This window comes from Herbaspirillum sp. 1173 (assembly GCF_031455335.1).
GTDB classification, from domain to species: domain Bacteria; phylum Pseudomonadota; class Gammaproteobacteria; order Burkholderiales; family Burkholderiaceae_D; genus Herbaspirillum; species Herbaspirillum huttiense.
The window spans coordinates 233,495-246,610 of the sequence record NZ_JAVDSP010000006.1 but is presented as its reverse complement, the minus strand read 5'-3'; the positions used below and the strand labels follow the sequence as shown (position 1 = coordinate 246,610).

At 64.5% G+C, this 13,116-nt stretch carries 14 protein-coding genes; 3 read left to right on the top strand and 11 right to left on the bottom strand.

The features are described from left to right. Position 1 precedes the first annotated feature (1 nt). From J2X56_RS19600 to J2X56_RS19590, 3 genes are read right to left on the bottom strand one after another with little or no spacing between them, the layout of a single operon-like run. Positions 2-418: a thiol-disulfide oxidoreductase DCC family protein gene (locus J2X56_RS19600; protein ID WP_121042647.1), complete on the bottom strand. Its 417-nt coding sequence runs from the start codon at positions 416-418 to the stop codon at positions 2-4. Then, positions 405-1,739 (bottom strand): FAD-binding domain-containing protein, encoded by a 1,335-nt coding sequence (locus tag J2X56_RS19595; RefSeq protein WP_310161872.1) that lies wholly within the window; start codon positions 1,737-1,739, stop codon positions 405-407. Before J2X56_RS19595 ends, J2X56_RS19600 begins: the two co-directional genes overlap by 14 nt. 11 nt (positions 1,740-1,750) lie before the next feature. Beyond that, positions 1,751-1,927, bottom strand: coding sequence for a DUF2256 domain-containing protein (locus J2X56_RS19590; protein WP_134135654.1), 177 nt, complete (start codon positions 1,925-1,927; stop codon positions 1,751-1,753). A 96-nt stretch (positions 1,928-2,023) separates the two neighbouring features. Between J2X56_RS19590 and J2X56_RS19585 the strand changes: the two genes are divergently transcribed. Next, on the top strand, positions 2,024-3,043 hold the full coding sequence (locus J2X56_RS19585) for a MerR family transcriptional regulator (protein ID WP_134135655.1): 1,020 nt from the start codon (positions 2,024-2,026) through the stop codon (positions 3,041-3,043). Positions 3,044-3,123: 80 nt separating this feature from the next. On the opposite strand, the gene purH is transcribed toward J2X56_RS19585, so the two are convergent. From purH to tyrS, 7 genes are all read right to left on the bottom strand, one after another. Further along, positions 3,124-4,695 carry a bifunctional phosphoribosylaminoimidazolecarboxamide formyltransferase/IMP cyclohydrolase gene (purH, locus tag J2X56_RS19580; protein WP_034341574.1) on the bottom strand — a complete coding sequence of 524 codons (1,572 nt, stop codon included), beginning with the start codon at positions 4,693-4,695 and terminating at the stop codon, positions 3,124-3,126. A 108-nt stretch (positions 4,696-4,803) separates the two neighbouring features. Further along, entirely contained in the window at positions 4,804-5,037 is a 234-nt protein-coding gene (locus J2X56_RS19575) for a Fis family transcriptional regulator (RefSeq protein ID WP_006463627.1), read from the bottom strand. 185 nt (positions 5,038-5,222) lie between these two features. Next, on the bottom strand, positions 5,223-6,242 hold the full coding sequence (gene dusB, locus J2X56_RS19570; protein WP_121042639.1) for a tRNA dihydrouridine synthase DusB: 1,020 nt from the start codon (positions 6,240-6,242) through the stop codon (positions 5,223-5,225). Positions 6,243-6,459: 217 nt separating this feature from the next. Next, positions 6,460-7,104 carry a histidine phosphatase family protein gene (locus J2X56_RS19565; RefSeq protein WP_121042637.1) on the bottom strand — a complete coding sequence of 215 codons (645 nt, stop codon included), beginning with the start codon at positions 7,102-7,104 and terminating at the stop codon, positions 6,460-6,462. Between the two features lie 14 nt (positions 7,105-7,118). Beyond that, positions 7,119-7,766, bottom strand: coding sequence for a YbhB/YbcL family Raf kinase inhibitor-like protein (locus tag J2X56_RS19560; protein ID WP_209568185.1), 648 nt, complete (start codon positions 7,764-7,766; stop codon positions 7,119-7,121). An 87-nt stretch (positions 7,767-7,853) separates the two neighbouring features. Beyond that, entirely contained in the window at positions 7,854-8,336 is a 483-nt protein-coding gene (dtd, locus tag J2X56_RS19555) for a D-aminoacyl-tRNA deacylase (protein ID WP_134135656.1), read from the bottom strand. A 12-nt stretch (positions 8,337-8,348) separates the two neighbouring features. Further along, complete coding sequence (tyrS, locus tag J2X56_RS19550) at positions 8,349-9,611, bottom strand: tyrosine--tRNA ligase (protein ID WP_121042632.1); 1,263 nt, start codon at positions 9,609-9,611, stop codon at positions 8,349-8,351. Positions 9,612-9,855: 244 nt separating this feature from the next. On the opposite strand from tyrS, the gene J2X56_RS19545 reads away from it, so the two are divergent. Together J2X56_RS19545 and J2X56_RS19540 are read left to right on the top strand one after the other, a co-directional pair. Beyond that, positions 9,856-11,253: a M23 family metallopeptidase gene (locus J2X56_RS19545; protein WP_034341584.1), complete on the top strand. Its 1,398-nt coding sequence runs from the start codon at positions 9,856-9,858 to the stop codon at positions 11,251-11,253. An 80-nt stretch (positions 11,254-11,333) separates the two neighbouring features. Then, positions 11,334-12,452, top strand: coding sequence for an anhydro-N-acetylmuramic acid kinase (locus tag J2X56_RS19540; protein ID WP_310161867.1), 1,119 nt, complete (start codon positions 11,334-11,336; stop codon positions 12,450-12,452). A gap of 179 nt (positions 12,453-12,631) precedes the next feature. Here J2X56_RS19540 and J2X56_RS19535 read toward each other — a convergent pair whose 3' ends face one another. Continuing rightward, positions 12,632-13,102, bottom strand: coding sequence for a glycine zipper 2TM domain-containing protein (locus J2X56_RS19535; RefSeq protein WP_034341587.1), 471 nt, complete (start codon positions 13,100-13,102; stop codon positions 12,632-12,634). Between the last annotated feature and the right edge of the window lie 14 nt (positions 13,103-13,116).

Below are 13,116 nucleotides of genomic sequence, written 5' to 3'. Positions count from 1 at the left end.
GTCAGCCTCGGTCCTGGCGGCGTTCGAGCCGCACCACCAGCCGTTGCACGGCCGGACGCACGTGCAGGAAGCCGCGATAGCTGCGCTCCATCAGCCACAGCATGCCGGGCAGACGCGCCAGCCGGGCCAGCCAGCGCCATCCCGGCAAGGTGGCCCACAACTTCACGAAGGCTTCGGCACCGCTGAAGACCACGCCATCGGCACGACGCACATGAAAGCGCGCCAGCAACTGCTCGCGCGTCATGCCCGCAGGAAGCTCTGTGGCGGGCACATCCGCGCGGCTGATATCGCAAAAGCGCAGCGGGGCATCCTCCGCGCCGCGCTGGTACACGCCGATCTCGCGCCGGCACAGCGGACAGGCACCGTCATACAGCACGGTAATCTCTTCCTTTGACGGACGAGGGTCAGGCTCCGCCATCGCGCCGCTCCTTGCGCTCGGTGCGCGCCAACAGCTCGGCGGCGCTCTGCAGGCCTTGCGTGCTGCGCCGCCACCACTGGGTGAACAGGTCGCTGGGCTTGTCGACCACCGGGAACAGTTCCGGTGCTGCCACGCATTGCGCCCACAGCGGCAGCCAGGGGGCCAGATGCGGATCGGCCACACAACGCACGCTGCGGGCAGACTTCAGCGCACGGCCGACAGTGGCGGCATCGCCATGCCAGCACAGCGATGTCAATTCGCGCATGCGCTTACCGATGAAATCCCAGCGGCGCTGATCCCAGGGCCAGAGCAGATGGAAGTCCGACAGATACAGTCCCACCACCACAGTGTCAGCCGGCAGATCGGCGGGCAACTCGCCAAGGCTCCACGGATGGACCAGCCAGACATCCCGTCCGGCTACCGCTTCCGCCTCCGGGGTCACACTGCCCAAATGTTCAGGTGGCACTGGCAGCAGGGCCGGCTCCTTGCAGCGTTCCCGCGCGCGCTGGGCGGGTTCGGTGGCCACCGGGTCGGGATTGAGGGCGATTTCGCCCAATACTTCATATGAGGTGTCTACCACGGTGCCCGGGCTGTGCCATTCGGCCGGGGCGTACTTGGCCACGTTCTCGGCATTGAACAGATAAGGCTTGTGGCTGCCGGTCCCGGCCACCCACTGCCAGCTCAGGTGATTGCTGGCCAGGTCGCCATCCAGCAGATGCCCGACCATCCAGTCCGCCCCCGCACGCCAATGCACCTTGCGCAGATGCACCACATAGCTGGCCAGCCACATGCGCGCGTGATTGTGCAGGGTGCCGGTGGCATACAGGGTGCGCACGGCCTGGTCGATCACCGGCAGGCCGGTGGCAGCTTCGCGGATATCGGCCGGTAGTTCGCGCGCATAGGCCGACTCCGGCAGCGGGCCGGCGTGCAGCGAATCGAAGATGCGCGCCCCGCGCCTGGCCCACACGTAGCGATAGAAGGCACGCCAGCCCAGCTCATAGACGAACTTGTGCTGCACATCCAGAGCCTGGCGGCTGCACACGCCTGCCAGCACCTCGCGCAGGCTGACGAAGCCGTGCGTGAGATAGGGCGACAAGCCCGTCACGGCACCGTCAAGACTATTGCGGGTGCGGGCATAAGCACCGGGACGCACGGCGGCGATGCGCTCGCGCGCGGCGGCCAGGGTCGGCAGCAAGGGCAGCAGCGCCAGCGGTCGTGGTGCGGGAACCGCAGCGCCAGCAGCAGGGGCGGTGGATGCAGCGGGTGCGTCTTCCGGGGAAGGGGACTCCAGCACCAGGTCGAATTGATGTTTGCGATACATGGCTCGACTCCTCAAAGGCCAGGGTGGGCGCGCTTGCGGCGGCAGGCTTCGGAACAGTATTTGACCTCGTCCCAGTTCTTGGCCCAGGCGCGCCGCCAGGTCATGGGCAGGCCGCACACGGCGCAGGGCTTGCTGGGCAAGTGCGCCTTGTTGCCGCGATGTCCGGCGACTTGGCTTTTCTGTTTCATGACTCAGGATTGTACTGAATAAATGCGTCACACTTGACTCATGACGCCAAATTAGCGTCTATAATCTGTGTCAAACATGATTCACCGGAGCCCATCATGAGCCTTGCGCAATCGACCCCTTCCCCGGCCCTTGCGGCCGACAAACCTGCTGGCGAAGCCTTGCGCCGCACTGGCGCGGTGGCGCGCATGCTGCGCATGCCGGTGGCCACGCTGCGGGTGTGGGAGCGCCGCTATGCACTGACCCACGGCCAGCTGTCACCGAGCGGCCAGCGCCTGTATTCGGAAGCCGATGTGCGGCGCCTGGCGCTGATCCGGCAGTTGACCGAACTGGGCCACGCCATCGGCAGCCTGGCCGGACTGGATATGGATCAGCTGCAGCAAGTGGCGGCCACCCACGCCGAACTGCACGCAGCCCGCCCGACGCCACCGGAAGCGGTGCAGGGGCAATGGCGGCTGGCCGTGATCGGCTCCACCCTGGCGCAGCGCCTGGACAAACCCGGCCTGCTGCAGCGCCTGGGGCGTCCGCTGCAGTTGCTGGGCCCGTTCGAGACCATCGAACAGGCGGCCATGGCCTTGAAGCGTGAAGAAGTGGATGCCCTGCTGCTGCACGAGCCGCAGTTGCACGCCGGCTGGCTGGGCGCGCTGGAGAGTTCGGCACCGGCGCTGAGCGGGCTGCCGATGGCGGTGCTGTATGGATTTGCCAGCGAAGCCGTGTGCGAGACGCTGGCGGCGGTGGGCATCAGCCTGCTGCGTGCGCCGCAGCCCGATGTGGTGATCCTGCAATGGCTGCGCGGCCTGGCGGCACTGTCGTCACCGGCGCGCGATGAAGAGGCAGGCGACAAGGCGCTGCCGCCGCGCCGCTGGGATGACAATGAATTGATCGCCTTTGCCAACCAGTCCACCACGGTGGCCTGCGAGTGCCCGCGCCACGTGGCGGAATTGCTGATGCAGCTCTCGCAGTTCGAGCGCTACAGCGCGCAATGCGCCAACCGCAACGTGGCTGACGCACAGTTGCATCAATATCTGCAGCAACTGACCTCGGAATCGCGGCAGCGGTTTGAGGCGGCCTTGACGCGCATTGCCATCCATGAAGGAATGATCAGCGAGAACAGCTGAGCCCTGCGCACTGCGGCACACGAAGCACCAACAAAAACGCCCGGCATGAAGCCGGGCGTTTTCGTCGGATCTGGCAGCGATCAGTGACGGAAGTGACGCGTCCCGGTCAGCAGCATCACGACATCGCGCTCATTGGCCGCATCGATGACTTCCTGGTCGCGCATGGAGCCACCCGGATGGATGACGCAGGTGGCACCGGCATCGACCACCACATCCAGGCCATCGCGGAACGGGAAGAAGGCATCCGACGCCACGGCCGAACCGGCCAGGGTCAGGCCGGCATTCTGCGCCTTGATGGAGGCGATGCGGGCGGAATCGATACGGCTCATCTGGCCGGCACCGACGCCCAAGGTCATGCCATTGCCGCAGAAGACGATGGCATTGGACTTGACGAACTTGGCCACGCGCCAGGCGAACATCAGATCCTGCAATTGCTGCTGGGTCGGCTGCTTCTTGCTGACCACCTTTACATCGGCCAGCAGCACGTTCTTGGCGTCCGGCGACTGCACCAGCAGGCCACCGCCGACACGCTTGAAGTCGTAGCCATTCAGACCGGTGCCCAGCGGGATTTCCAGCAGGCGCACGTTCTGCTTGGCAGCGAAGATCTGCTTGGCTTCAGCGCTGAAGGACGGAGCGATCAGCACTTCCAGGAATTGCTTGGCCACAGCTTCGGCCGCTGCGGCGTCCACTTCGCGGTTGAAGGCGATGATGCCGCCGAAGGCCGAGGTCGGGTCGGTCTGCAGGGCCTTGCTGTAGGCTTCCAGCGGGTGGGCACCGATGGCCACGCCGCAGGGGTTGGCGTGCTTGATGATGACGCAGGCTGCTTCCGTGGCCGGGTCGAAGCTCTTGACGCATTCCCAGGCAGCATCGGCATCGGCGATGTTGTTGAAGGACAGTTCCTTGCCTTGCAGCTGGGTGTAGTTGGCCAGGGCGCCATCGACCTTCTTGATGTCGCGGTAGAAGGCAGCGCTCTGGTGCGGGTTCTCGCCGTAGCGCATGTCCTGGACCTTCTCGAAATGAAGGTTCAGGGTCGCGGGGTAGGCGCTGCGGGTGCTGTGCTGCTTGTCTTCACCCAGGGCGGTGAAGTAATTGGTGATGGCGCCATCGTATTGCGCGGTATGGGCGAAGACCTTCTTGGCCAGCGCGAAGCGCTTTTCGTAGGGCAGGTCGCCACCGGACTTCAGCTCGGCCAGCACGCCTTCATAATCGGTGGGATCGCAGATGACGATCACGTCCTTGTGGTTCTTGGCCGAGGAACGCAGCATGGCCGGGCCGCCGATGTCGATGTTTTCGATCGCGTCTTCCAGCGAGCATTCATCCTTGGCCACGGTCTGCTGGAACGGGTACAGGTTCACCACCACCATGTCGATGGTGGGGATGCCGTGCTGTTCCAGCGCAGCGACGTGCTCGGGGAAATCGCGACGGGCCAGGATGCCGCCATGGACCTTGGGATGCAGCGTCTTCACGCGGCCATCCAGCATTTCCGGGAAACCGGTGTAGTCGGCCACTTCGGTGACCGGCACGCCATTGTCGGCCAGCAGCTTGGCGGTGCCACCGGTGGACAGGATGTTGACGCCCATGGCGGACAGTGCGCGCGCGAAGTCGAGCACGCCTGCCTTGTCGGATACGGAAATGAGTGCTTGTTTGATCATGGTAGGCAAGACTGGTAAGGAAAAGGAAACCTGAAAAACCGTGGAAGGAAGCTGCACCCGCGCACCCTCCCGGCGCCCGCCCTGGCGCGCCGGCAAGGCCGCTGGCGGCTACAGCAGGCCGTGCTGCTGCAGCTTCTTGCGCAGCGTGTTGCGGTTGATGCCGAGGATCTCGGCGGCCTGGGACTGGTTGCCCTCGGCGCGCGCCATCACGGTCTCGAAGACCGGTTTTTCGACCGTGGCCAGCACCATGTCGTAGACATTGGTCGGTAGCTGTTCACCCAGATCCCGGAAATATTTTTCCAGGCTCTTCTTGACGACATCCTCAATACTTTCTTTGCTCATTGCTCTGCTGCTTCTGTTCTTGTCGGTGTCACCCCGCAAACCTGAATGCGCCGTTTTCCCGCGGGCGCGATGGTGCGTGGCGATGCCGTGTTGTTGATCAATTGCGCCCGCTGTTGCTGCTTGCGCCAGCGCATCCGATACCCTTGTTGTCCTGTCGTGCTGTCCTGCCGTCCTGCGGTGTTGCTTCAGGCGGCCAGGGCTACCTCGTCGGCCAGTCCGTATTGCAGGCGATCGCCATGCACGGCCTGCTCGGCAAAGAACTGCCGCACCGCCTGCAACTGCTGGCCGCAGTCTTCGATGCGGTTCATGCTGCGGCGGAAGGTCTCGCCGCCCGGCAGGTCGCGCACATACCAGCCGATATGCTTGCGTGCCGTGCGCACGCCCAGGTAGTCGCCATAAAAAGCGTAGTGGGCTTGCAGGTGCTCATCCATGAGGTGCTCCACCTCGGTCACCAGCGGTGCCGGCAGGTGCTCGCCGGTGCGCAGGAAGTGATCGATCTCGCGGAAGATCCACGGCCGTCCCTGGGCGGCACGGCCGACCATGACGGCGTCGGCCCCGGTCAGGCGCAAGACTTCGCGCGCCTTCTCGGGCGTAGTGATGTCGCCATTGGCCACCACCGGGATCTTCACGGCAGCCTTCACGGCGGCGATGGTCTCGTACTCGGCTTCACCGCTGTAACCGTCGGCGCGGGTGCGGCCGTGCAGGGTCAGCATGGCGATACCGGCGGCCTCGGCCCGGGCGGCAATCTTGAGGGCGTTCTTGTTGGCGCGGTTCCAGCCGGTGCGGAATTTCAGGGTCACCGGCACATCCACCGCCGAGACCACCGCGTCCAGGATGCGCGCCACCAGTTCCTCGTCCTGCAGCAGGGCCGAACCGCACCAGCTGTTGCAGACCTTCTTGACCGGGCAGCCCATGTTGATGTCGATGATCTGCGCCCCGCGCTCGACGTTGTACTTCGCGCAATCGGCCAGCATGACGGGATCGGCCCCGGCGATCTGCACCGCCTTGGGTTCCATCTCGCCATCGTGGTTGATGCGGCGCGAGGTCTTCTCGCTCTGCCACAGGCGCGGATCGGACGCGGCCATTTCCGAGACGGCATAGCCCGCCCCCAGCTGCTTGCACAGCTGGCGGAACGGACGGTCGGTCACACCCGCCATGGGGGCGACGAACACGTTGTTGCGCAGGGAATAGGGCCCAATGTTCACGACGTGGATAGGGGGAGATACGGGGAAGGGCGCTATTTTAGCGCGATTGCCTGCCTCGCCCAACAAGAATCGGGCGCGGTTACATCTTTGGGGCTGATTATTTATTGGGCAGCGGAGATTGTTGAAGAAATGCCAATATCAAATATCACTGCACAGGAAAAACGGCAGGCCAAATGCCTTCCTGCCACCCTGCTGATTACCTCAAGGCAATGAATGATCAGCGATCCACCTCATCCAGCGTCTCCCGCTGGAGATGCCCGATCTCGCCCCAGGAGCGGATGTGGGCACGTTCGCCATCCCAGTGCAGTCGATTGACGCTGGCGTTGAAGATGTCAAAGCTGCGTGGCTGGGCGAAGGAAGTCTGGCTGGCCCAGTGATGCACGCACTCCAGCACGCCGCCATGGGTGACGATGGCCACCTTGCGATAGCGGCCCGAAGCCAGCACGCGCTGCACGGCCGCCACCGAACGTTCATAGAATTCGCGCATGGTCTCGGCGATGCGCTCGCCGGCGGGATAGCGGAAGTCCGGCTCGCGCGCCTTCCACTGGCGATACGCCTCCGGATAGCGCGCTTCGATCTCGGTATGGCGCAAGCCCTCGAAGCCGCCGTAGCAGCGCTCGCGCAAACCCGCATCGATCTGCACCGTCAATCCCGCTGGCCCGGCCACGGCCTGCGCCGTATCGCGCGCACGCTGCAGGTCGCTGGCGAAGACGGCATCGATGCCCTCCCCCGCCAGCGCCTCGCCCAGCGCCAGGACCTGGCGCTGGCCGGCTTCATTCAAGCCGATGTCGATATGCCCTTGCAGGCGCTTGTCCACGTTCCAGTCGGTTTCGCCGTGGCGGATCAGCAGGATGTCGGTCATGCAGTGCAGTCAGGTCAGCTACGCGGTACCGCGTTGGGGTTGAGGGTGTAGAGGCCGGTGAGGGACGCCTGATCCAGCACATGGTCGCGCAGCGCAGTGACCACCACCGAACCTTCCAGGTTGCCGGCCACGGGCAGCTGTTCCACGTCCAGCGCGTACAGCGTGAAGATGTAGCGGTGCACCAGCGCATCGTTCCACGGCGGGCAGGGGCCGTCATAGCCGAAGTAGTCGCCGCGCATGTCGCCGTCGCCGGCGAACCAGCCGGTGTAATCGTTGATGCCTTGGCGCGCGCCCGGCATCACATCGCCCAGCACCGCCGGTCCCGGCTTGCCGCGCGCGGTCACCCCGTTGCTGAACTGGCCGGCCTTGATTTCGCTCACGCCCGCCGGAATGTCCACCAGCGTCCAGTGATAGAAATCCACACGCGGCAGCTCCAGCGGCACGGTCTTGCCTTCCTGGTTCACATCATCGCCGCGCGAAGGCACGTCGGGATCATGCACCACCAGTGCCAGCGACTTGGTGCCGGCCGGCAGATCGCTCCAGGCGAAGTGCGGATTGCGATTGGCAGAAAGGGCCACGTGCGTCTTGGGATCCATCACCGCAAAGGCGAATTCGCCCGGGATGGTGGCACCGTCCTTGAAAGAATCGCTCCAGAATTTCATATCACCTCCTAAAAGTAAGGCCACATGCAACACGCATTACGAATCCATTTGGGGACGCGCCGCCCGGCTTCAATGCCGGGCTCGGTTTTATTCAGTAACGTTCATATCGGCAACCGGTGCCTTGGGCTTGACCTGCAGCCAGAAGGTCACCGGACCGTCGTTGGTGAGCGACACCTTCATATCGGCTCCGAAGCGCCCTGTCCCCACCCTTTCCTCGCCATGGCGCGCACGCGCCTGGGCCACGAAGTGGTCGAACAGTTGACGTCCCAGTTCCGGTGCCGCCGCCGGGGTGAAGGACGGGCGCGTGCCTGAATTGGTATCGGCCGCCAGCGTGAATTGCGGGATCAGCAGCAAGCCGCCTTGCACGTCGGCAACGCTGCGGTTCATCTTGCCGGCCTCGTCGCTGAAGACGCGATAGGCCAGCAGCTTCTTCAAGAGGGCATCGGCTTCGGCCGGGGTGTCATGGCGCTCGGCGCAGACCAGCACCATGAGCCCGGTGCCGATGCTGCCCAGCGTCTGGCCATCCACCACCACCGAGGCCTGGCTGGCCCGCTGCAAGAGGGCGATCATGCGCGTTCCAGCTTACGCCAGGGTGACGCGGGCGAACTTGCGCTTGCCCACTTGCACCACGCACTGGCCGGCCTCGACCTTCAGGCCCTTGTCGCTGATGACGGTGCCGTCGATGCGCACACCGCCCTGCTCCACCATGCGCAGCGCTTCCGAAGTGGAGGCGCACAGGTTGGCTTGCTTCAACAGCTGGCCGATGCCCAGCGGCGCGCCCGACAGCGAGACTTCCGGGATATCGTCCGGGATGCCGCCCTTGGAGCGGTTCACGAAGTCGGCCAGCGCATCTTCCGCGGCCTGCTGCGAGTGGAAGCGGGCGACGATTTCCTGAGCCAGCGCCACCTTGATGTCGCGCGGGTTCTTGCCGGCCTCGACCTCGGCCTTGTAGCCAGCGATCTCGGCCATCGAACGGAACGACAGCAGGTCGTAGTAGCGCCACATCATCACGTCGGAAATGCTCATCACCTTGGCGAACATGGTGTTGGCCGGCTCGGTGATGCCGATGTAATTGCCCTTGGACTTGGACATCTTTTCCACGCCGTCCAGGCCTTCCAGCAGCGGCATGGTCAGGATGCACTGCGGCTCCTGGCCGAAATCCTTCTGCAGTTCGCGGCCCACCAGCAGGTTGAATTTCTGGTCGGTGCCGCCCAGCTCCAGATCCGACTTCAGGGCCACCGAGTCATAACCCTGCATCAACGGGTAGAGGAATTCATGCACCGAAATCGGCGTGCCTTCCTTGAAGCGCTTGGTGAAGTCATCGCGCTCCATCATGCGCGCCACCGTGTAGCGCGAGGCCAGCTGGATCATGCCGCGGCTGCCCAGGGCATCGCACCATTCGGAGTTGTAGCGGATCTCGGTCTTGCTTGGGTCCAGCACCAGGCTGGCCTGGGCGAAATAGGTCTTGGCGTTGATCTCGATCTGCTCGCGCGACAGCGGCGGGCGCGTCGCATTGCGGCCGGACGGGTCGCCGATCATGGAGGTGAAATCGCCGATCAGGAAGATCACCTGATGGCCCAGGTTCTGCAGCTGGCGCATCTTGTTCAGGACCACGGTGTGGCCCAGGTGCAGGTCGGGCGCGGTCGGGTCCAGGCCCAGCTTGATGCGCAGCGGCTGGCCGCTTTGCTCGGCGCGCGCCAGCTTTTGCGCGAATTCGCTTTCGATGAGCAGCTCATCGATGCCGCGCTTGGTGATGGCCAGCGCTTCCTGCACCTGGTCGGTGAGGGGCAGGCGGGAAGGAGCTGCTTGGGCAGCGGCGGCGGAGGTGGACTGGTCGGCGTTCATCGATATAACTAAAAAATTGGCTTTTGTAGGACAGGACCGCTAAATCGTGTTGCTATAATTCCGACTTTCGTTTTTTCTGCACAGCGCCAGGACGCGGCCTCAGAAGCTCAGCAGCAGGAAAACGTTCTCGACCCGTAGGCGATGTTACGCGGGCGCAACACGGCGGGGGGACAGGAAACGCCGCATTGCAGCCATCACCCGCCATCCGCCACGGAAACGTCAGATTTTAACGTATTCGGTTTGCATGTTCCCACAAGATAAACTCAAGCACGTCTCGTCCCTGTGCTTCTCCGCGTTGCAGTCCTGCCACCACAAAGTCGCCGCTTCCTCGCCCAAGACCCGCATCATCGGCGCCAGCGCCCTGTTCCTGGCCGCCTTCACCATCGGTGCCGCCGGCTTCGCCCCGGCCGAGCCTGACCTGCGCGATGCCCCGGTGAACCCGATTTCCAAGGAGCTGGCCCTGCCCGACCTGCAACAGCAGATCAGTGCACTGGAAGAGCGTTCGCAGTATTACGTCAACGAAGAGAAGGTCCGCAGCGGCGACACCCTGGCCACCCTGCTCAACCGCCTCGGTGTGGATGACGATGAGGCCACCGCCTTCATCAAGTCCGATACCCTGGCGCGCACCGTGATGCAGTTGCGCGCCGGCAAGCGCGTCGTGGCCCAGACCGATGACAACGGCGAGCTCATCAAGCTTTCCGCCACCCTCGACGACGGCAGCGACACGCCCAAGAACCTGGTGATCGCGCGCCATGACGGCAAGCTCACCGCCGAAGCCCAGCCCGCCGTGCTGGAGCGCCGCGTGGAAATGCGTGCCGGCACCATCTTCTCCTCGCTCTTCGCCGCCACGGACAACGCGCAGATCCCCGATGCGGTCGCCATGCAGCTGGTGGACATGTTCGCCACCAACATCAACTTCGCCTCCGACCTGCGCCGTGGCGACCGTTTCAACGTGGTCTACGAGACCTTCTACCAGAATGGCGACCTGGTGCGCACCGGCCGCGTGCTGGCCGGTGAATTCGACAATGCCGGCAACCGCTACCAGGCTGTCTGGTTCAGCGACCCGGCCAGCAAGACCGGCGGTGGCGGCTATTACGCCTTCGATGGCAAGTCGCTCAAGAAGGCGTTCCTGAAGTCGCCCCTGGCCTTCACCCGTATCTCTTCCGGTTTCTCGATGCGCCTGCACCCGATCCTGGGGCAGTGGAAGCAGCATACCGGCGTGGACTTCGCCGCACCGACCGGCACGCCCATCCATGCAGCCGCCGATGGCGTAGTCGATTTCGTGGGCCAGCAGAATGGCTACGGCAACATCGTCGTCATCAAGCACTGGAGCGGCTACTCCACCGCCTACGGCCACATGAGCCGCTTCGCGCCCAACATCAAGAAGGGCATGAAGGTCAGCCAGAATGACGTGATCGGTTTCGTCGGCATGACCGGCTGGGCCACCGGCCCGCACCTGCACTACGAGTTCCGCGTCAACAACCAGCCGCGCAATCCGCTGTCGGTGGAGGTGCCCAACAACCAGGCCCTGACCGGCCCGCAGTTGCAGCGCTTCCGCACCGTGGCCGCCGACATGCAGCATCGCATGGCCATGCTGCGCGTGCCGGGTGCGCCCGATGTGAAGCTGGCGGCAGCCAAGTAAGAGACGGCTGTCCGAACTCCCCGACCAGGGCGGCGCTGTAGAATCAGCGGCCGCCCTTTTCTTTTTACGAGCTGCCTGCCATGAACGATTCTCCCTTTTTGACCATCGGCCTGATGTCCGGCACCAGTCTTGACGGCGTCGACGGCGTCCTGGCCGCCTTCGATGGCCAGACGATCACCGCCACGCTGGCGGCGGCTTACGTGCCCTTCCCCGCCCATCTGCGCGCGGACCTGATGGCCCTGCAGGCCGCCGGACACAACGAGATCGAACGCGAAGCCCTGGCCGCCAATGCGCTGGCCGTGCATTACGCCGACTGTGTGGCGCAACTGCTGCTGCAGGCTGGCAAGACGGCGGCCGACGTGCGCCTGGTGGGCGTGCATGGACAGACCATCCGCCACCGTCCCGAACTCGGTTTTACCCGCCAGAGCAACAACCCGGCGCTGCTGGCCGAACTGTGCAACATCGATGTGGTGGCCGACTTCCGCAGCCGCGACGTCGCCGCCGGCGGCCAGGGCGCACCGCTGGTGCCGGCCTTCCATCGCGCCATCTTCGGCGATGCGGCGCAGTCGCGGGTGGTGGTCAATATCGGCGGCATTGCCAACATCAGCATCCTGCCGGCGGGGGAAGACGGCGCCTACGGCTTCGATACCGGCCCCGGCAATGCGCTCATGGATGGCTGGATTCATCTGCACCAGCAGCGCGCCTATGATGCCAACGGCGACTGGGGTGCATCGGGACAAGTGCATGCAGGACTGCTGGGGCAATTGCGCGATGAGCCCTTCTTCCGCTTGCCGCCGCCCAAGAGTTCGGGACGCGACCTGTTCCATCTCGACTGGCTGCAGGCGGCCCTGCTGCGCACGGGCGCTGCAATCGCCCCGGAAGATGTGCAGGCTACGTTGACCCTGCTCACGGCCAGTACCATTGCCGACGCCATCGTCGCGCACGCACCGGCGGCACGGCAGGTCTATGTGTGCGGAGGCGGCGCCGAGAATGCCTTCCTGATGCGGCTGTTGCAGCAGCAACTGGACGGCCGCGCAACCGTGCAGTCGACGGCCGCTCTGGGCGTGTCTCCGCAGCATGTGGAGGCGCTGGCCTTTGCCTGGCTGGCGCGGCGCTTTGATCTGCGGCTGCCGGGCAACCTGCCGGCGGTGACCGGGGCACGCGGCTCGCGGGTGCTCGGCGCGTTGTACCCGGCCTGAGGTCCGATCGCTGAAACGAGAAAGCCGTCCGGTGCATGGCACGGACGGCTTTCTCTTTAGCGCTTCATGATGTTTGGCGCCTGTTTCAATACCGAACGGGTCGGTATCAAAATGAATTCAACAATCAGTAATATCAGTAATGGCGCTTGATGACGCTTGATTACTCTTGCTGACGGCGATCAATAACGGCTGATGCGGCCGTTATCCAGTCGCACACGATCCCCCACGCGGAAATCGGTATTGTCTTCCTGCGCGAAGGTCTGCAAGGAGCCATCGCTCATGCGTACGCGGATGTTGTAAACCTGGCGGCCGGCAGAGTTATTGCGCTCGACCTGGTTACCGGCATAGGCACCACCGGCGGCACCCGCGACGGTCGCCAGCACGCGGCCGGTGCCGCCACCGACGGCATTGCCCAGCAGGCCACCGGCCACGCCACCCACCACCGCACCGGCCACGCCGCTGCTTTCCTTGTGGGTCACTTCAATGGCTTCCACCACGCCGGTACCGGAATAGGACGCCACGCGTTCATAGTTCTGCGAGGTCGGTGCCGCGCCATAAGGGGCTTGCTGCGGACTCGCGCAGCCGATCAGCAGACCGGCGAAACTGGCGCTGATCACGGCCAGCGAGATGTAGTGATGACGGACGGACATGGTGTTCTCCTCTG